Raw genomic sequence first — 19571 nt, 5'->3', positions numbered from 1 at the left:
TCGCACCGGGCGGCGACTTCGGACCCGCACGCTCCGGGTGGCGCGCACCACACCGGGCGCCGATCCGTTGCTGATGCGGTTCAGGAGCGTTGCCGACTCACCGGCGATCCTGGTCCGGATCTGCCGGCGGCTGGTACCAAGGCGGCGGCGGGAACCCCTGCGGTGCCGGAGCTCCGGGCGGCGGGTACTGACCGGGCCCGGTCGACGGGGGCTGCTGCCACGACTGCTGGTGCCGCGGCTGCGCCTCCGGCTGCGGCTCCCGGCTCTGTGCCGGCTCCGGCTCGGGCCGGTTCTCGATGGCCGGCCGTGACTCCGGCTGCGCGCCGACGGCTTTCGGGACGGACAGGCTGGGCCGCGGCGCCGGCATGTCCTCGACGCTGACCGCAGCCGCCTCCTCCGCCTGCTTGACCGCGCGGGCCACCTCCTCGGCGGAGGTGCCGCCGAACCAGTCCTTCACATCGTCGTCGACATCACCGGCACGGGCGGCACTGTCGGCCGGATCGACCGGCGGTGCCTCGTAGCGGAACACGCCGTCGTCGCCCTTGGCGCCGAGCATCCGGGCGAAACCCTCGAGGGACTTGGAGAAGTCGCTCGGGATCATCCAGACCTTGTTGGCATCGCCCTGGGCCAGCTGCGGCAGCGTCTGGAGGTACTGGTAGGCCAGCAGTTCCGGGGTCGGGCGGCCGGCTTTCACTGCGGCGAAGACCTTCTCGATGGCCTTGGCCTGGCCCTGGGCCTGCAGGTAGCGGGCGGCCCGCTCGCCCTGCGCCTTGAGGATGCGCGACTGCCGCTCGCCCTCCGCCTGCAGGATCGACGCCTGCTTGGCGCCCTCGGCGGAGAGCACCGCGGCCTGCTTCTGGCCCTCGGCCGTCTTGATCGAGCTCTCCCGCTGACCCTCGGCGGTGAGGATCATCGCGCGCTTGTCACGGTCGGCGCGCATCTGCTTCTCCATCGCCTCCTGGATGGACGGCGGCGGGTCGATCGACTTCAGTTCGACCCGGGCGACCCGGATCCCCCACTTGCCGGTGGCCTCGTCCAGGACTCCACGCAGCTGGCCGTTGATCGAGTCACGGCTGGTCAGCGTCTGCTCGAGGGTCATGCCGCCGACGACGTTCCGCAGCGTGGTGGTGGTCAGCTGCTCCACCGCGACGATGTAATTGGCGATCTCGTAGACCGCGGCCCGCGGATCGGTCACCTGGAAGTAGACGACGGTGTCGATCGAGACCGTCAGGTTGTCCTCGGTGATCACCGGCTGCGGCGGGAAGGAGACCACCTGCTCACGGAGGTCGATGCGGGCGCGGATCCGGTCCAGGAACGGGGCCAGCCAGACCAGGCCGGCGCCGCTCGTCTTGTGGAAGCGGCCGAGCCGCTCGATGACCGCGGCCTGCGCCTGCGGGATCACCTTGACCGAGCGCACCACCACGATGACGACCAGCACGGCCACCACGATGGCGACGATCAGAACCGGATCCACTTGTGCACGTCCCTTCGGTGTTCCGGGCCGACGTGGCCCGGCACTGCTGTTCCCTACGGGCCCCAGATCACCACGGCGGTCGCGCCGCGGACCTCGACGACCGTCACCCCGGTACCCGGCGGCAGCGGGCGGTGTCCCTCGACCCCCTTGGCCGACCACACCTCGCCGCCGATCTTCACCTGCCCGCCGTCGGCGTCGACGGTGGACACGACGGTGGCCTTGGAGCCGATGACGGCCTCGATACCGGTGCGGATCGGCGAGGTGCGGTGGAACTGGCGGAGCAGCGGCGGCCGGGCGCCGAGCACCAGCGCGACCGCGGTCAGCGCGAAGACCAGCAACTGGATCCACAGGATCGGCACGAACACCGACACACCCGCTGTGACCAGCGCGGCTCCGCCGAGCATCAGCAGCACGAACTCCCCGCCCAGCACCTCGGCGATGGACAGCAGCACTGCTCCGCTGAACCACACCCATGCCGGCATGCGGCCATCCTGCCACGCGCGAACGGGGTGGTTCCGGGGTGCGCAGGTGGCGACTGTGCTTTGTGATCAGGATGTGACGCGCGGTCGATGCCGTCGGTCGTGCCGCCGTTCGGGGTAACGGTGTGATGCCGTCGGTTCCGTCCGGCCGGGCGGCGGTGCAGGAAGGAGTCCCGGACGAGGGTCGGTGGTCCCCGGATCCGGGAGTGACGACCGTTCGTTGGCCCCGAATCCGTGCGACAGACGGATCGTTGGCCAACGAACCGACGCCCGGTCGTTGTTCGGCCTGTTCGATGTGGTGAACGGGCCCGGGAACCAGGACGTTCGGGACTTCCCACCTTCCTGGTCCGTCCACCTACACGACGTGTAGCTGCACGGACCAGGAACGAAGCGGCCCACCGCCACCCGGCCCGAGAACGTCACCAGCGCACCCATCCCCGCCGGTCAAGACTGCAGTGAACCCGACCACCCAGCCACCGCCACCCGGCCGGAACCCGTCGTCGATGCCGGTCTCCCGCCGGTCAGGGCGGCAGTGGTGCCTCCCGCTACCGCACCGCCACGCGGCTCATCAACAGTCAACTCCCGACCTGCCCGCCGTCCCGCTTGCTCAGTCCGTGACGGTCACGAAGTCGATGAGGGTCTCGACGGCGGTGATCAGCGGGGTGGCCAGGTCCTTGTAGCTGCTGACAGCGCCGTTGACCCGGCCCCACATGGTGCGGGTGTCGGAGATGCCCAGGGCCCGGCACACACCGGTCTTCCAGTCCTGACCGCGCGGGACGTTCGGCCAGGCGCGGATCCCGACGGCCTCCGGGCGGACGGCCTGCCAGATGTCGATGTAGGGGTGGCCGGTGACCAGCACGTGGTCGGGATGCTGCGCCACCACCCCGGCGGCGATCCGCGACTCCTTGCTGCCGGCGACCAGGTGGTCGGCCAGCACCCCGAGCCGGCGCTGCGCGCCCGGGCGGAAGTCGGCGACGGCGTCGGGCAGGTTGTCCAGGCCGTCGATCGGCTCGACGACGATGCCCTCGACGCGCAGGTCATGCCCCCAGACCCGTTCCACCAGCGCCGCGTCGTGGATGCCCTCGACCCAGATCCGGGCGGCGCGCGCGGTCCGCGCCCGCAGCCCCGCCACGGTCCGGGACCCGGAGGCGGAGAGCGCTGCGGCGGCGGGGGCCGACTGCGGGCGGACCAGGGTGACCGGCTCGCCGTCGATCAGGAAGCGGGCCGGTTCCAGCGGGAACATCCGCCGGCGGCCGGCCCGGTCCTCCAGCGTGACCGCACTGTTCGTGCAGGCCACCACCAGTCCGCAGAACCCGGTGGCGACGTCCTCCGCGACCACGTCGTCGGTGGCCGGCACCTCACGGATGATCTTCTTCGCGGGGCCGCGGGAGAGCACATCGCGGCCGTAGGGGTCGCCCAGGGTTCGTCCGGTCACGGTGGCCGACCGTACGACACGGTCCCGGTCCGGGCCGGGAGGTGTGCCGTACGGTGGCGGTCGTGTCACCAGTGCCTGCAGAGTCCCCGGCCGGTGCGGCGGGAGGTCCCCGGCCGGTCCGCGCCGCCACCACGCTCACCCTGTGGGCGGCCGCCCGGGCGTCGGTCAGCACCGATGCCCTGCTGCAGGCGGTCGAGGCCGCCGGTGGTCGGGCCGGGATCCGCGCCGGCAACGCCGAGGTCGCAGAACTCACCGGACTCCCCGGTCCGGGCGAGCCCAGCGCCGGCACCATGGCCCTGTTGCCCCTGCTGCGCAAGGGCGGCCGGCCGGAACTGCTGCTGCCGCACGCCGGCGACCTGCGTGGACTCCCACCACGCGGCGACATCACCGTTCCCGCACTGGATGTCGGTGCGGTGGTGGTGCTGCCGGAGCTCGGAATCGGACTGCTGCCGGTCGACGGCCTGTGGCGCGCCTACCGCTGCACCGGCGGCAACCCACCGGTCGACCTGCTGCAGGCGCACCAGCTGATCGACGACGCGGTGACCGACGCAACCAGACGATTGATGACCGCCGACATCGCCCGCGGCAGCGACCGGGTGCGGGAGCGGGTGCGCGAGATGATCCTGGCGGAGGCCGTCGACACCCCTCCGGGTACCCCGCAACGAGCCTCGGCCCTGCTGGCGAAGGCGATCTCGCTGCAGGCGCTGCTCGCGGTCGCGGCCGGTCACGAGACGGCCGCCGTCACCAGCCGGGAGTTGGCGGTGGTCGACGACGCGCTGCGACCGCTGACCTACGCGGTCCGCGAAGGCCGCCGCGCGGCCGTGGACCTGGCGGTCCGCACCCTGGCCGGGGACGACCGGCCGAGTCGCATCAGCTGACGACGCGCTCGCCGACCGGAGGGGAGCCGCCACCGGCGAGTGGCGTCCGGCGGGCACCGGCCGTACCACCGTGCGACCGGCGGTGTCCGGCGGGCACCGGCCGGTACCACTGTGCGACCGGGTGTCCGGCGGTCCTTGCCCGGCAAGCAGTGTCCGACCGGTCGACCCGGCCGGACACCACTGCCTGTCGGTCGGGCTCAGGCCTCGGGAGCCGCGGCGATCTCCTCCACGCCGAAGCCCAGCGCGTGGAAGCCACCGTCGACCATGACCATCGACCCGGTGGTCGCCGGGAACCAGTCGGACAGCAGCGCACAGGCGGCCTGGGCCACCGGGGTCGGGTCGGTGTTGTCCCAGCCGAGCGGGGCGCGCTTGCTCCAGCCGTCCTCGAGCCGGTCGAAACCGGGGATCGACTTGGCGGCGATGGTGCGGACCGGCCCGGCGCAGACCAGGTTGACCCGGATGCCCTTCGGGCCGAGCTCACGGGCCAGGTAGCGGGAGGTGGACTCCAGCGCCGCCTTGGCGACGCCCATCCAGTTGTACGACGGCCAGGCCTGGCGGGCGTCGAAGTCCAGGCCGACGACCGAGCCGCCGCGGGACATCAGCGGCAGGCAGGCGGTGGTGAGCGACTTCAGCGAGAACGCCGAGGCGTGCACCGTGGTGGCGACGTCCTCCCACGGGGTCTCCATGAAGTCACCGCCGAGTGCGCCACGCCCGCCGGGCGCGAAACCGATGGCGTGCAGCACACCGTCGAGATGCGGCACGTACTCGGTGACCTTGCCGGCGAGCGAGTCGAGCTGCTCGGTGTTGGTGACGTCGAGCTCGATGACCGGCGCCTCCTGCGGCAGCCGCTTGGCGATCCGCTCCACCAGGGACAGCCGGCCGAAGCCGGTCAGCACGACGGTGGCGCCCTGCTCCTGCGCCAGCCGGGCGGTGTGGAACGCCATCGACGCCTCGGTGATGACACCGGTGATGAGCAGGTTCTTTCCGGCCAGGATTCCGGTCATGCTGGGTGACTCCCTCTGGGTTGCAACGGGTTTCTCGCGGGGTGCTGGTACATCGGCGTGGGATCGGGGTCCTGTCGGGCGCGGTCGGGCGCGAACGGACGGGTCAGTGGCCCATGCCCAGGCCGCCGTCCACCGGGATCACCGCGCCGTTGATGTACGCGGCGGAGTCGGAGGCGAGGAAGCCGACCACGTCGGCGATCTCGTCGACGGTGCCGTAGCGGCCGGCCGGCACCTGGGCGATGATCGCCTCGCGCTGCTTGTCGGTGAGCGCCCGGGTCATGTCGGTGTCGACGAACCCCGGGGCGATGACGTTGGCGGTGATGTTCCGGGTGCCGAGCTCACGGGCGATGGAGCGGGCGACGCCGACCAGACCGGCCTTGGAGGCGGAGTAGTTGACCTGGCCGGCACCGCCGGTCAGCCCGACGACCGAGGAGATGTAGATCAGCCGGCCCCAGCGCTTGCGCAGCATGCCGGAGGCGGCCCGCTTCGAGACCCGGTACGCACCGGTCAGATTCGCGTCCAGCACCTTGGTGAAGGACTCCTCCGACATCCGCAGCAGCAGCGTGTCGTCGGTGATGCCGGCGTTGCTGACCAGCACCTCGACCGGGCCCTGGTCGGCTTCGACGGCCTTGAACGCGGCGTCCACCGAGTCGGCGTCGGTGACGTCGCAGATGACGCCCTTGAGCCCCTCGGGGGCGTCGCCGGAGCGATGGGTGACGGTGACCTGGTGGCCGGCCGCCTGGAGCCGACGGGCGATGGCCAGTCCGATGCCCCGGTTGCCACCGGTGACCAGCACGGACCTGGACACTGCCTGCTCGCTCACCCTGGGGGTCCTCCGGTTCCGCTCGGCAGGGCGCCCGTGCGCCCCGGATGACCCTAGAGCATCCACGAGATGACGCCCGTCCGCGCGGCGCGCCCGGGCGGCACCTCGCAGCGGATGCATACCGCGGGCACAGCGGCCGTCGGCGTGCGCTCGGTCAGGGGATCCGGGCCCCGAACACCAGACCGGCGGCGGCACCCAGCAGGACCAGGATGGTGCCGGCAATCATCCAGGGGCGGGAGACGTCCTCGTCCTTGGTCTCGTAGCCGATCTGCTCCCCCAGCTCCGCGTAGACCGACTTCAGCTCCTCCTCGGAGGCGGCGGTGTGGAAGTCGCCCCCGGAGATCTGCGCGATCTGCTTCATCGCGGTGGTGTCCAGCGGGACCGGGATCTCCTGGCCCTCGGTGGTGATGGTGCCGTGATTGGTGCCGAAGGCGATGACCGAGACCGGGATCTTCGCGGCGGCGGCCATCTGCGCAGCCTCCTCCTCGGTCCGGCCGACGGTGCGCTTGCCGTCGGTCATCAGCACGATCCGGGCCGGCGGGGCCTCGGTCGACCCGTCGGCGGTGGCGATGGTCCGGGAGAACAGTTCGATCGTCTGCAGGCACGAGATCACCGCCTCACCGGTGGCCGTGCGCTCGTCGAGCTTGAGCGCACCGATGGCCGCGGTGACCGGTGCCCGCTCGGTGGTCGGCGACACCAGCACCGTCGAGATGCCGGCGAAGGACACCAGTCCCAGATTGACCCCGGGCGTCAGGTCCTGCACGAACTGCTCGGCCGCCGACTTCGCCGCGTCCAACCGGTTCGGTGCGACGTCCGTCGCCTCCATCGAGAGCGAGACGTCGATCGCCAGCATCACGGTGGCCCGGTTCCGCGGGACCTTGACCTCGTCGGTCGGCCCGGACAGCGCCACCGTCAGCAGGATCAGGCCGACCATCAGGCCGGCCACCGGGATGTGCCGGGCCAGACCCGGCCGTTTCGGGGCCACCTTCTCCAGGAGTTCGAGGTTGGCGAACCGCAGCGTGTACCGGCGGGCCCGGCGCAGCGCGAGCAGGTAGCCGACCAGCACGGCCAGCAGCGCGATCCCGAGCAGGAACCAGGCGGGGTGGGCGAACCTCATCGCGTACCCCCGGGCACCGCTGCGGGCCGCTGCCGGTCCCCACGGCCGGGTCCGTTGCCGCCCGATCCGCTGGTGCCGTTGCCGGACCAGCCGCGTTTGCGGGAGAGCACGAACCGCAGCACGTCCGCGACCCAGTCCCGGTCGGTCCGCAGCGTCAACTGGGCCGCGCCGGCGCGACGCAGCGCAGCGGCGACCTGCTCCCGGTGCGCCGATGCGGCCTCCGCGAACGACGCACGGAGCGCGCCGGTGGTCTGCACCTCCTTGGTACGACCGGACTCCGGATCCACCAGGGTGACCGTGCCGACGGCCGGCAGTTCGACGTCCCGTGGGTCCAGCACCTCGACCGCGAGCAGGTCGTGGCGTCCGGACAGGGCACGGAGCGACCGCTCCCAGGTCGGCTTGCCATCTTCGGCCTCGGCGCTGAACGGTCGATTCCCGCCTCGCTCCGCTCCTCGGTCTCCGCTCGTCCCTCGCTCCGACCTGCGATGCTCACTCGGCTCCATCTCCCCGCCGAATGGTCGATTCCCGCCTCGCTCCGCTCCTCGCTCTCCGCTCGTCCCTCGCTCCGACCTGCGATGCTCACTCGGCTCCATCTCCCCCAGAAAATCCGAGATGACCACCGCCAATCCCCGGCGCCGGGGCGGGCGGCGGAGCTGTTCGATCGCACCCTGCAGGTCCCCGCGCGACCCCACCTCGGACCGCGGAGTCGAAGCGAGAGTGCGCAGTAGCGCCTGCAGGTGCGCGGCGCCGCCGCGGGCCGGCACCCGGGTGGTGCCGTCGCCGGTGGCGATGATCGCGCCGAGGCGGTTGCCGCCACCGCGGGTGAGATGGCCGATCGCCGCCGCCGCGGCGACCACCAGGTCCCGCTTCTCGCAGCCGGCGGTACCGAAGTCGAGGGATCCGGAGAGATCGGCGACGATCCAGGTCTCGAGTTCCCGGTCCGCGACGGTCTGTCGGATGTGCGCCTCGGTGGTGCGGGCGGTGACGGACCAGTCCATCCGCCGCACGTCGTCGCCCGGGTAGTAGGGCCGGGCGTCCCCCGGCTCCGACCCCGGCCCGGGCACCAGGCCGAGGTGGTTGCCCTGCAGCAGGCCGTCGAGCCTCCGCCGGACGGTGATCTCCAGTGTCGCCAGTGCGGCGTCGAGCCGCGCCGGGTCTGCGGTCGACGGGGCCAGCGGGGAGACCGCCGACCCGCCCGGACCGCTGCCCGGGGTGATGCCCGCGGCGTCCAGCGGCGGGCGTCCACCGCCGGACCCGCTGCCCTTCCTCCGGTCGCCGCCGGTGCCGGCCGGACGCATCAGGCGGCGCCACCGTGCAGGTAGGGGCTCACGTGCGGCAGCGGGATGGCGCGGAGCAGCCGGGTCAGGATCTCCTCGACCGGGACACCGTCGGCCAGGGCGTCGTAGGACAGCACCAGCCGGTGCCGCAGCACATCGGGCGCGACGTCGATGACGTCCTGCGGCACCACGAAGTCGCGGCCACGGACCAGCGCCAGCGCTCGGGAAGCGGCGATGATCCCAAGCGATGCTCGCGGCGAGGCACCGTAGGAGAGCCAGGAGGCGACGTCCTGCAGACCGTGCTCGGCCGGGCGCCGCGTCGCGTAGACCAGCCGGACGACGTAGTCGACCAGGGCGTGGTGCACGAAGACGTTGGCGGCCACCGACTGCAGGCGGGCCAGCTCGGTGATCGGCAGCACCTGCTGCGCCACCGGCGGGGTCACACCCATCCGGTAGATGATCTCGCGCTCCTCCTCCGGCTCCGGGTAGCTGACCATCAGCTTGAACAGGAACCGGTCGCGCTGCGCCTCGGGTAGCGGGTACACGCCCTCGTTCTCGATCGGGTTCTGCGTCGCCAGCACCAGGAACGGCTCCGGCATCGGGTAGGTGGTGCCGCCGATCGACACGTGCCGCTCGGCCATCACCTCGAGCAGCGCCGACTGCACCTTCGCCGGGGCCCGGTTGATCTCGTCGGTCAGCACGAAGTTGGCCACCACCGGCCCGAGCTCGGTGTCGAACTCCTCGCGGCCGGCCCGGTAGATGCGGGTGCCGAGCAGGTCGGCCGGCACCAGGTCCGGGGTGAACTGGATGCGGTTGAACGTGCCGCCGACCACCCGCGAGAAGGTCTCCACCGCAAGGGTCTTCGCCACGCCCGGCACACCCTCGATCAGCAGGTGGCCCTTGGCGAGCAGGCCGACCAGCATCCGCTCCACGAGCCGGTCCTGGCCGACGATGACCCGCTTCACCTCGAAGACGGTGCGTTCCAGCAGCGCGGCATCGCGGGCGGGACCGGGGCGGTCGGCGGGGCCGCCCGAGCCGTGGGGGCCGACCGGAGCCACCGAGGGCACCTGGCCCGACTGTCCCGGTCCCGGTCGGTCGTTCCCGGCCACGTCTGTGGTCACCGCGTACTCCTCGCGCTCATGTGCACCTGCTCGGCGCCCCGACTGCTCGTGTGCTGGTCCTGCTGGTGCCGCGTCGAACTTCTCCACGGCGTCGTGCTTCCTGCTTGCCCGGTACTGGTTCGCCCGCCGCGGAGGTCCGCCTTCGGTTGTACCGGTCCCGGCGTCCGACGGGACCGTCCCGGCCCCCGTCCGCCGGATCTCATCCCATCATGGTCGTCGCGTCGTCGGGTCCGTGTCGGTGAACTCGTCCGCCCGCGGATCCACGCGCGTGGCGTGCGGGTCGAGTGCGGCCAGGTCCTCCGGGGTGTCGAGGTCGGCGGTGCTCGCTGCATCCATCGCCACCCGGTCGGTCACCCTCGGCTCCAACAGCGCGCGGAGCGGGGCGTCGGCCCAGCCCGGCCGGGCGTCGAGTGCCCGCCGCAGCGCACCGAGCCGGAAGGCCGACAGCAGCAACTGGTCCCGGCCGGACGGATCAACGGCCACCACTCCCGACCCGGCACCGGCCCGCAGCCGGTCGCAGAGCCGCCCGACCACCACCGCGGAGACACCGGGCAGATCCGCTGCCAGCAGCGCCACCACCGCATCGTCAGGGGCGTCGGGGACCGCGCGGACCCCCGCGGCCACCGCCGCCGCCGGGCCGGAGCCGGGCGGATCCTCCCGCACCTGGCGGATGGTCGGCGCGAGATCGCGGTGCGGCCCGATCACCACGATCCGGGCACCGGCGACCGCGGCCAGCGCGATGTCCAGCAGGGTCCGTCCCCCGTGGCCTCCGGTCGTGCTCCTGGTGTCCGTGGCCGGTCCGTCATCCTCCGTGCGCGCCGTACCGCCGGACCGGGTCGGCAACGACGAAGGGACGCTGCCGGGGACGACCAGCGCCGGCTTGTCCACCCCACCCAGACGACGACCGGCCCCGCCCGCCACCACGAGGGCGACGTCGGGGCCGGTCACGGTCGGGCCGCCGGGGATCAGGTGCCCGGGCGGGTGAAGCCGATGAGGTTGCTGTTGATCTTCGCCGGCACCCGCTGGACGTAGGCACCGGAGTACGGGGCCTCGACCATCTCGTTGTTCCCGATGTACATCGCCACGTGGTAGATGCTGCTCGGGTCGTTGGTGTTGCGGGCGTAGAACAGCAGGTCGCCGGGCATCAGGTTGCTCTGCGACGGGTGCTGGCCGAGCGGGTACTGGTAGACCGAGTACGCCGGGATCGAGATACCGACCTGGGCCCAGGCGTAGCTGGTCAGGCCCGAGCAGTCGAAGCCGACGATGTTGCAGTCGTTCCAGGCGTTGCCGCCACCGCAGATGCCGGTGGTCGGGCCCTTGGTGTTGCCGCCGCCCCACGAGTACGGGGTGCCCACCCAGCTCAGCGCCGCGGCCACGGCGGCCTGACCCTTGGCCGCTGTCCAGGCGCCCGGCGCGGTGCTGCCGGTGCAGCCGCGGCAGGACGGCGAGCCGTAGTCGACGGTGGAGCCGGTGTTGGATCCCTGGCCACCGATCGGCGCGGTGCTGCCGCCGGTCGATCCGCCGGAGCCAGATCCGGACCCGCCGGATCCGCCGCCGTACTGCGACGAGGAGTCGGACAGCGTCTCGCAGGCGATCCCGTTGTTGTTGCGGTCCAAGCCCTTCCGGTAGCCCGGCTCGCCCTTCTTGATCGGGATGCTGCCCTGGATCTCCGCCTCGGCGCAGCTGGCGTAGTAGACGGTCGGGGTGCTGGGGGTCGTCGGCGCTGCGGGGGTCGTCGGCGTGGTCCCGCCACCGGTGCTCACGCCGCCGGAGCCGCCGGTGCCGGAGCCGGTCGAGCCGCCCCAGAAGTCGGTGGAGTCGGCGAGCACCTCGCACGCGACGCCGTTGGCGTTGCGGTCCAGGGCGACCCGGTAGCCGGGCTGGCCCTGGCGCAGCGGCGACTTGCCGGCCGCCTCCACCTCGGCACAGTTGACGTAGTAGACCTGCGCGGCGGCCTCCGCGGCTGCCTTCGCCTTCGCCTGCTCCGTGGCGAGCCGGGCCTGGGCCTCCTGGGCGGCCTTGATCGCCGCGTTCTTCTCGGCGGTGGTCTTCGCCTCCAGGGCACGCTTCTCGGCGGCCTTCTTGGCGGCGAGTTCCGCGGCGGCCTTGCGCTCGGCCTCGGCCTTGTCCTTCGCCGCCTTCTCGGCCGCGGCCTTGACCCGCGCAGCCTCCTCGGCGGCGGCCTTCTCGGCGGCCGCCTTCTCGGCCGCAGCCTTCTTCGCAGCGGCCTCGGCGGCCTTGCGCTGACGCTCCTCCTCGGCCTTCTTCGCGGCCAGCCACGCCTCGTAGGTGGCGCGCTGCTCCTTGAGTTCGCTGACCTGGCTGAGCGCCTGCTCCCACGCGGCCTGCTGCTCGTTGAGCTGCACCTGCAGGGTGTCGAGCTGTGCCTGGCCGGCGGTCAGGGCGTCCGAGGCCTCCTTCTGCGCGACCTGCGAATCGGTCTTCGCCTGCACGGCGCGAGCCGCGGCGGCCTCGGCCTGCTGCTGGGCGAGCCGGGCATCGGAGTCGAGGTTGACCTTGGTGGTGCGGGCCTGCTTCAGCTTGCCGATGACATCGAGCTGGGCATCGGAGATGTCGCTGATCAGCTGCTCGCGGGACAGCACGTCGGTGAGGCTGCCGGCGTCCAGGAAGGCGGTGACCGAGCCGAGCACGCTGCCCTGGCGGTAGGACGCGGCGGCGAAATCGGCCGCGGCGGACTCGGCGGCCGTGATGGCGTCGTCGGCGTTCTCGGCGTCGGCCGCAGCGGCGGTGGCGGCGTCCTTCGCCTGGTCGGCCTCCATGTCGGCGACCTCGACGTCGATGATGGCCTTCTTGACCAGCTCGCTCTTGAGCTGCATGTCGATCTGCAGCCGCTCGATGTCGCCCTCGGTCTTGGTGACCTGGCCGGCGAGACGACCGACCTCGGCCGCAGCCGAGTCGGCGCCTGCCTCGGCGCCGGCGATGTCGTCGTCGGAGGGATTGACCGGATCCGCGTAGGCGACGGCGGAGGAGAACATCAATGCCAGCACACTGCCCATCACCCCCAGGGTGGTGGCGATGCGTCGGCGACCGGTGGTCGACACAGGAGGCTCCTCCCCGTGGCCGGGACCACGGTCGAGGCAGGGCCACCGGGAGGTGTTCCTGCTGGTTCGGGCTGCTTCACAGGTGTCACATCGTTGTCAACGCGACACGCTGGGTAGCACCATGCCACTTTTGTCCCCCGACATGCCAGTAGTCACGGCAAACACTTCAGTCCCAATTCGGACATTTCGGGCGAAAGCGAGGCCATTTTGTCGTTCGTCACACTGGAGGGCATGCAACCCTCCCCCTTTCGGGAAACGAGTGACGGTCTCCGGCGCCGGCGGGCCCGGGTCGTCACCGGTACGGCCCTCGCCGGATCAGGTGTCGTCGGCACCGTCCTGGGGGCCTTCCTGCCCTGGGTCCGGTCCGGCTCGGTGGACCGCAACAGCTTCGAGCTGTCCGGCGTCGCGTCCCGGCTGCTGTTCCCCGACGGATTGGTGTCCTGGCTGCTGTCGGTCTGGCCACTGATCGGGCCGCTCTGCGCCGTGCCAGTGGTGCTGGCACTGCTGCGGCTCTGGCGGTCGGCCGGCGCGATGTCGGTGGTGCTGGGCGCGATCACCATCGCGTTGTCGGTCACCGTCCAGGTGATGGGCGGCGACCGGGCGGTGGCCGGTATCGGACTGGTCCGCACCGGACCGGTGGTGTTGGCGGTCGGCGGCCTGCTGCTGGTGCTCGGCGGCGTGGTGCTGCTGACCGTGCGGCGGGTCACGGGCAGGTCCCGGGATGCACTCGATCCGCCCACGATCCCCGGAATGCCCGCGGTACCGCCCGGCGCGTGATGTTCTGTCCGTCCGGGGACTAGAGGGTGTCGGCTCCACGGGGCCGGCCTCCGGAGGGCGCGACGCCCACCGCGAATCCTGTCCGACGGACCGCCCGGAAATTCGGTGCGGACCGTCGGAACCGTAGGAGTTCGCTGTGCGTCGAACCTCCGGTGCCGTTGTTCGTTCCCGGTGCCGCAGCCGACGAAGGGATCCTGACCAGATGAGCGACCACTACGGACAGCCGCCGTACGGCGGCACGCCCGGGCAGCCCCAGGGCCCCGGCGGGTACGGGCAGCAGGGGCCGGGGCAGTACGGCCAACAGGGCTCCGGCGGATACGGACAGCAGGGCGGCGGGCAGTACGGGCAGCAGCCCGGCTACGGCCAGCAGGGCCCCGGCCAGTACGGCCAGCCGCAGCAGGGCGCGGGCGGATACGGCCAGCAGGGCCCGAGCGGATACGGCCAGCAGGGCGCGGGCGGTTACGGCCAGCAGCCCGGCCAGGGCTACGGACAGCCGCAGCAGGGCTACGGACAGGGCGCCCCGGGCGCCGGGTTCGGCGGGCCGGCGCCGGAACCGCCGAAGAAGTCGCGCACCCCGATCATCGTCACCGCGGTCGCCGTGGTCGTTGCGCTGCTCGCCGGGTTCGGCGTGTGGTTCTTCGCGATCCGCGACACCCAGGCCGCCGGTGGGCAGGAATCCCCGCAGGACGCGGTCAACGCGATGCTCGTGTCGGTCAACTCGAAGGACCCGATCGGCATCGCCGACCAGCTCGACCCGGTCGAGTCGGCGCTGTTCGCCGACATGACCGGTGACGTGCTCACCGAGCTCAAGCGCCTCGAGATCTTCACGAACGAGGCGACGCCGGAGAACGCCACCGGCACCACGATCACCGTCGAGGGCCTGACCTACGGCACCCCGCAGCAGATCAACGACCACCTGTCGGTCGTCGAGGTCACCGGCGGCACCATCAGCTACACCTCGGACCCGACCAAGATCCCGCTGACCGACAAGATCAAGGCCGCCATGGGGACCACGTGGTCCGACGCGCAGCCGGAGTCCGACTCGGTGAACATCGCCGAGGAGATCGCGGCCGGGCGCGAGCCGTTCCGGATCGCCGCGGTCCAGCGTGACGGCAAGTGGTACCCGAGCCTGTTCTACTCGCTGGCCGACAACTGGGCGCAGTCCGAGGGCCTGCCGAACCCGACCAGCCAGGACGCGATCGCGGCGATCGGCTCGGACAGCCCGGAGTCCGCGATGAACGCCCTGCTCGCCGCGGGTGCAAAGGCGGACATGGAGCAGGTCATCGGTCTGCTGGACCCGACCGAGATGAGCGTCATGCACGACTACGGCAAGCTGCTGCTGCAGAGCGCCGACTACCCGGGCCCGCAGGACACCGGTGTCTCGTTCTCCGACGCGCAGTGGCAGGTGGACGACACCACCGGCGGCAAGATCGTCTCGCTGAAGGCGCTGACCGTGACCTACGAGGGCGAGACCGTGCAGATCACCCGTGATCCGGCCGCGGCCACGCTGACCATCACGGCCAACGGGCAGACGCAGACCATCGACCAGAACTCGGTCGAGGCGCTGATCCGCAACATGATGGGCGGCTCGCAGATGGCCGCCGACCCGCAGCTGGTGGACATCATCAAGCGCGAGTTCCAGCAGGTCATCGGACTCGGTGTGGTGATGACCGAGAACGGCGGCAAGTGGTACGTCAGCCCCGTGCGCAGCTACCTCAACATCTTCACCTCGCTGCTCAAGGGCCTGCAGCCGGCCGACGTCGACTACCTGATCTCCCTCGGCGGTCGCTGACCCCTCGTTGTTCCCGGGCCCCGGACCTGCTCGTCAGGTCCGGGGCCCTCCGCTCTTCCCCCCTGTAGGCGCGAGGATCTTCATCGTCGACGCGCATGAAAATGGCGACTCCCGCCCCTCTGGTCCCATTCGCGACAACTTCCTACGCGCGGGCATGCTGGTCGCATGACGGAGCAGCACTCCGACGGGACGGCCGTGGTCACCGGCGGGGGTCGCGGGATCGGACGGGCGATCGCCGAGCGGCTCGCCGTCGACCACGCTGCCGTGGTGATCGTCGAGTTCGACGGCGCCGCCGCATCGTGGGCGATCGGGGACCCGCGAATCCGGGTGGTCGGGGGCTCGGCCGCGGACGACGAGGTGCTCGAGCGGGCCGTCGGCGAGGCCGTCGCAGTCGGACCGCTGACCGGGTGGGTGAACAATGCCGCGGTGTTCCGCGACGTCGACCTGCTCGACGGGTCCGCAGCATTCGGCGATGCCGTGCTGACCAACCTGCTCCCGGTGATCGCCGGCACCCGCGCCGCGGTCCGCGCCTTCACCTCCGCCGGCACCGCCGGATCCATCGTCAACCTGTCCTCCCATCAGGCGCAGCGCGCGGTCCGCGGGGCTGCCGCCTACGCCACGGCGAAGGCCGCGATCGAAGGGCTGACCCGGGCCGCCGCCGTCGATCACGGCCCGAACGGCATCCGGGTCAACGCCGTCGCCCCGGGCTCGATCCGCACGACGCGGCACGACGAGCTTCTCGAGCGGCTCGGACCGGCCGGCGCGTCCCGGGTGGACGCGGACATCGCCCGGCTGCACCCGCTGGGCCGGATCGGCACCACCACAGAGGTCGCCGACCTCGTCGCCTTCCTGCTCTCCCCCGCCGCCGGATTCGTCAGCGGCGCGGTGATCCCGGTGGACGGCGGGCGGGCGGCGCTCGGGTTGGACCCCGAGGCGCTCTGAGCGAAGGGCTCGTCGTTTCGGCAGCTGCTGACGCCCCGCTGCGCGTACGAAGATGGCGACTTCTGTCCCACCGGTCCCATTCGCGACAACTTCGTGCGCGTCGACGATGAAGATCCTCGCGGCTACGCAGGGCGCAGGTCGACGGACCCGGGGCGCCGGCTCGCCATGTTCGGTCGCTCGATCGGGATCGTGCGGTCGAGCATCGCAGCCGGAGAGAGGCACGAACGGAGGCGAGAAGCGCAGAACGCGCGATCCCTCCGAGATCGAGCGACCCGCGAGCGCCAGCTCGCCATGTTCAGCCCGGTGTTGCCGCTATAGCAGGACGCGCGTACTGTTTAGGGCGTTGCGGTCGCAGGTGCCCGGGGTGCTCCCCCGCGGCAGCGCGACCGCCGGTACCGCCGGGTCCGCGCCGCCGCAGGGATCCGGAAACGCCCTGTCGCACAAGGAGAGACGCCGTGCCAGCCGCAAGTCAGGACAGCTTCGCCGCGAAGAAGACGCTCCCCGTGAGCTCCGCGTCCGGGGAGCAGAGTTACGAGATCTTCTCGATCAAGGACGTCGAGGGCCTGGAGAACGCCGCCCGGCTCCCGTTCTCGCTGAAGGTGCTGCTGGAGAACCTCCTGCGCACCGAGGACGGCGCGAACATCACCCGCGACCACATCCTCGCCCTGGCCAACTGGGACCCGTCCGCCGAGCCGGACACCGAGATCCAGTTCACCCCGGCCCGGGTGATCATGCAGGACTTCACCGGTGTCCCGTGCGTCGTCGACCTGGCCACCATGCGTGAGGCGATGGCCGACCTGGGCGGCGACCCGGACCGGATCAACCCGCTCGCCCCCGCCGAGATGGTCATCGACCACTCGGTGATCGCCGACGTCTTCGGCCGCGCCGACGCCTTCGAGCGCAACGTGGAGCTCGAGTACGAGCGCAACCGCGAGCGCTACCAGTTCCTGCGCTGGGGCCAGACCGCGTTCGACGAGTTCAAGGTCGTCCCGCCGGGCACCGGCATCGTCCACCAGGTCAACATCGAGCACCTGGCACGCGTCGTGATGTCCCGCGGCGGCCAGGCCTACCCGGACAGCTGCGTCGGCACCGACTCGCACACCACCATGGTCAACGGCATCGGCGTGCTGGGTTGGGGCGTCGGCGGCATCGAGGCCGAGGCCGCGATGCTCGGCCAGCCGGTCTCCATGCTGATCCCGCGGGTGGTCGGCTTCAAGCTGAACGGCCAGATCCCGACCGGCGTCACCGCCACCGACGTCGTACTGACCATCACCGAGATGCTGCGCAAGCACGGTGTTGTCGGCAAGTTCGTCGAGTTCTACGGCGAGGGTGTCGGTGCCGTCCCGCTGGCCAACCGCGCCACCATCGGCAACATGAGCCCGGAGTTCGGGTCCACCGCCGCGATCTTCCCGATCGACGACGAGACCATCCACTACCTGGAGCTGACCGGCCGCCCGGCCGAGCAGGTTGCCCTGGTCGAGACCTACGCCAAGGCACAGGGTCTCTGGCACGACCCGTCGCACGAGCCGGCCTTCTCCGAGTACCTGGAGCTGGACCTGTCGACGGTCGTGCCTTCCATCGCCGGCCCGAAGCGGCCGCAGGACCGGATCGAGCTGTCGGACGCGAAGTCGGCGTTCCGCAAGGCGATCCACGACTATGTGACCCTCGAGCAGTCGGCTCCGCACACCGCACTGGACGAGGCCGTCGAGGAGTCCTTCCCCGCCTCCGATCCGGTGTCCCCGGCCGCCACCCAGGCGTTCGCCGACGAGGACGCGGCCCCGGTCCTGGTCTCCGCCGCCAACGGCTCGTCCGGCCGGCCGACGAAGCCGACCAAGGTCAACTCCGCCGAGCGCGGCGACTTCGAGCTGGACCACGGCGCCGTGGTGATCGCCTCGATCACATCGTGCACCAACACCTCCAACCCGTCGGTGATGCTCGGTGCGGCACTGCTCGCCCGCAACGCCGTCAACAAGGGTCTGTCGGTGAAGCCGTGGGTGAAGACCACCATGGCGCCGGGATCGCAGGTGGTCACCGACTACTACGAGAAGGCCGGCCTGTGGCCGTATCTCGAGAAGCTCGGCTACCACCTGGTCGGCTACGGATGCACCACGTGCATCGGCAACTCCGGCCCGCTGCCGGAGGAGATCTCGGCCGCCGTGAACGAGGCCGACCTGACCGTCGTGTCGGTGCTGTCGGGCAACCGCAACTTCGAAGGCCGGATCAACCCGGACGTGAAGATGAACTACCTGGCGTCCCCTCCGCTGGTCATCGCCTACGCCCTGGCCGGCACCATGGACTTCGACTTCGAGACCCAGCCGCTCGGCACCTCCGAGGACGGCACCGAGGTGTTCCTCAAGGACATCTGGCCGACCCCGCAGGAGATCGAGGACACCATCGGGTTCGCGATCACCCAGGAGATGTTCTCGAAGGACTACGCGGACGTCTTCGACGGCGGCGAGCGCTGGAAGTCGCTGCCGACGCCGACCGGCAAGACCTTCGAGTGGGACGCCGACTCGACCTACGTCCGCAAGCCCCCGTACTTCGAGGGCATGCCGCAGGAGCCGGCCCCGGTGACCGACATCGCCGGCGCGAAGGTGCTTGCGCTGCTGGGTGATTCGGTGACCACCGACCACATCTCGCCGGCCGGTGCCATCAAGGCCGACACCCCGGCCGGGAAGTACCTCACCGAGCACGGCATCGAGCGCAAGGACTTCAACTCCTACGGCTCCCGCCGCGGCAACCACGAGGTGATGATCCGCGGCACGTTCGCGAACATCCGGCTGCGCAACCAGCTGCTGGACGCCATCACCGAGAACGGCGTGCAGGGCGGCTACACCCGCGACTTCACCGTCGAGGGCGGCCCGCAGGCGTTCATCTACGACGCCAGCCAGAACTACCAGGCCGCCGGCATCCCGCTGGTCATCCTGGGCGGCAAGGAGTACGGCTCCGGTTCGTCGCGTGACTGGGCGGCCAAGGGCACGGCCCTGCTGGGCGTGAAGGCGGTCATCACCGAGTCGTTCGAGCGCATCCACCGGTCGAACCTGATCGGCATGGGCGTGGTCCCGCTGCAGTTCCCGGCGGGCGAGACGGCGAAGTCGTTGAAGCTGGACGGCACGGAGACCTTCGACATCAGCGGCATCACCGAGCTGAACGAGGGCACCACGCCGCGCACGCTCAAGGTCGTCGCGACCAAGCCGTCGGGCGAGGTCACGGAGTTCGACGCCGTGGTCCGCATCGACACCCCCGGCGAGGCCGACTACTACCGCAACGGCGGCATCATGCAGTACGTGCTGCGCAGCCTGCTGCGCCAGTCCTCCTGACATCCGCGGAACGCCCTGCGCGGACGGCGATCCCGTCGCCGCGCAGGGTGGTCCCGTTGCAGGGGAACGG

Annotated in this window: 15 protein-coding genes; 5 read left to right on the top strand and 10 right to left on the bottom strand. The window is 71.3% G+C overall.

Annotation, left to right across the window (positions count from 1 at the left end):
- Positions 1-97: 97 nt before the first annotated feature.
- From GIS00_RS07610 to GIS00_RS07600, 3 genes are all read right to left on the bottom strand, one after another.
- A complete protein-coding gene (locus GIS00_RS07610; RefSeq protein WP_322097663.1) occupies positions 98-1474 on the bottom strand; it encodes an SPFH domain-containing protein in 1377 nt (458 codons plus the stop codon).
- Between the two features lie 53 nt (positions 1475-1527).
- The gene (locus GIS00_RS07605) at positions 1528-1956 is read right to left on the bottom strand and encodes an NfeD family protein (protein WP_154767574.1); all 429 of its coding nucleotides are present in this window, start codon (positions 1954-1956) and stop codon (positions 1528-1530) included.
- 604 nt (positions 1957-2560) lie between these two features.
- Positions 2561-3388: a DUF3097 family protein gene (locus GIS00_RS07600; RefSeq protein WP_322097662.1), complete on the bottom strand. Its 828-nt coding sequence runs from the start codon at positions 3386-3388 to the stop codon at positions 2561-2563.
- A gap of 62 nt (positions 3389-3450) precedes the next feature.
- On the opposite strand from GIS00_RS07600, the gene GIS00_RS07595 reads away from it, so the two are divergent.
- The gene (locus GIS00_RS07595) at positions 3451-4266 is read left to right on the top strand and encodes a hypothetical protein (protein ID WP_154767573.1); all 816 of its coding nucleotides are present in this window, start codon (positions 3451-3453) and stop codon (positions 4264-4266) included.
- Positions 4267-4463: 197 nt separating this feature from the next.
- Here the strand turns inward: GIS00_RS07595 and fabI are convergent, their stop codons facing one another.
- The 7 genes from fabI to GIS00_RS07555 all read right to left on the bottom strand — a co-directional run bounded on the left by fabI (position 4464) and on the right by GIS00_RS07555 (position 12670).
- Positions 4464-5270 (bottom strand): enoyl-ACP reductase FabI, encoded by an 807-nt coding sequence (fabI, locus tag GIS00_RS07590; protein ID WP_154767572.1) that lies wholly within the window; start codon positions 5268-5270, stop codon positions 4464-4466.
- Positions 5271-5373: 103 nt separating this feature from the next.
- Positions 5374-6078, bottom strand: coding sequence for a beta-ketoacyl-ACP reductase (locus GIS00_RS07585; RefSeq protein WP_322097728.1), 705 nt, complete (start codon positions 6076-6078; stop codon positions 5374-5376).
- Between the two features lie 169 nt (positions 6079-6247).
- A complete protein-coding gene (locus GIS00_RS07580) occupies positions 6248-7210 on the bottom strand; it encodes a VWA domain-containing protein (protein ID WP_154767570.1) in 963 nt (320 codons plus the stop codon).
- Entirely contained in the window at positions 7207-8508 is a 1302-nt protein-coding gene (locus GIS00_RS27385) for a DUF58 domain-containing protein (RefSeq protein WP_230312920.1), read from the bottom strand. The genes GIS00_RS07580 and GIS00_RS27385 overlap by 4 nt, the downstream gene beginning before the upstream one ends.
- Complete coding sequence (locus tag GIS00_RS07565) at positions 8508-9545, bottom strand: AAA family ATPase (RefSeq protein ID WP_407666802.1); 1038 nt, start codon at positions 9543-9545, stop codon at positions 8508-8510. Before GIS00_RS07565 ends, GIS00_RS27385 begins: the two co-directional genes overlap by 1 nt.
- Before the next feature lie 270 nt (positions 9546-9815).
- Positions 9816-10556 (bottom strand): molybdenum cofactor guanylyltransferase, encoded by a 741-nt coding sequence (gene mobA / locus GIS00_RS07560; RefSeq protein ID WP_196073156.1) that lies wholly within the window; start codon positions 10554-10556, stop codon positions 9816-9818.
- A 17-nt stretch (positions 10557-10573) separates the two neighbouring features.
- Entirely contained in the window at positions 10574-12670 is a 2097-nt protein-coding gene (locus tag GIS00_RS07555) for an excalibur calcium-binding domain-containing protein (protein WP_154767568.1), read from the bottom strand.
- A 231-nt stretch (positions 12671-12901) separates the two neighbouring features.
- Here GIS00_RS07555 and GIS00_RS07550 point away from each other — a divergent pair, with 231 nt between their 5' ends.
- From GIS00_RS07550 to acnA, 4 genes are all read left to right on the top strand, one after another.
- Positions 12902-13447 (top strand): hypothetical protein, encoded by a 546-nt coding sequence (locus GIS00_RS07550; RefSeq protein WP_154767567.1) that lies wholly within the window; start codon positions 12902-12904, stop codon positions 13445-13447.
- 202 nt (positions 13448-13649) lie between these two features.
- Positions 13650-15239 (top strand): hypothetical protein, encoded by a 1590-nt coding sequence (locus GIS00_RS26840; RefSeq protein ID WP_196073155.1) that lies wholly within the window; start codon positions 13650-13652, stop codon positions 15237-15239.
- Positions 15240-15404: 165 nt separating this feature from the next.
- Complete coding sequence (locus tag GIS00_RS07540; RefSeq protein ID WP_154767566.1) at positions 15405-16181, top strand: SDR family NAD(P)-dependent oxidoreductase; 777 nt, start codon at positions 15405-15407, stop codon at positions 16179-16181.
- Between the two features lie 455 nt (positions 16182-16636).
- Positions 16637-19501, top strand: a complete 2865-nt coding sequence (gene acnA, locus GIS00_RS07535; protein ID WP_322097660.1) for an aconitate hydratase AcnA — start codon at positions 16637-16639, stop codon at positions 19499-19501.
- The last annotated feature ends 70 nt before the right edge of the window (positions 19502-19571 follow it).

The sequence above is a fragment of the Nakamurella alba genome, assembly GCF_009707545.1.
In the GTDB taxonomy this organism is placed as follows: Bacteria; Actinomycetota; Actinomycetes; order Mycobacteriales; family Nakamurellaceae; genus Nakamurella; species Nakamurella alba.
The sequence above is the reverse complement of the archived record's forward strand: the minus strand, read 5'-3'. Positions and strand labels throughout refer to the sequence as shown.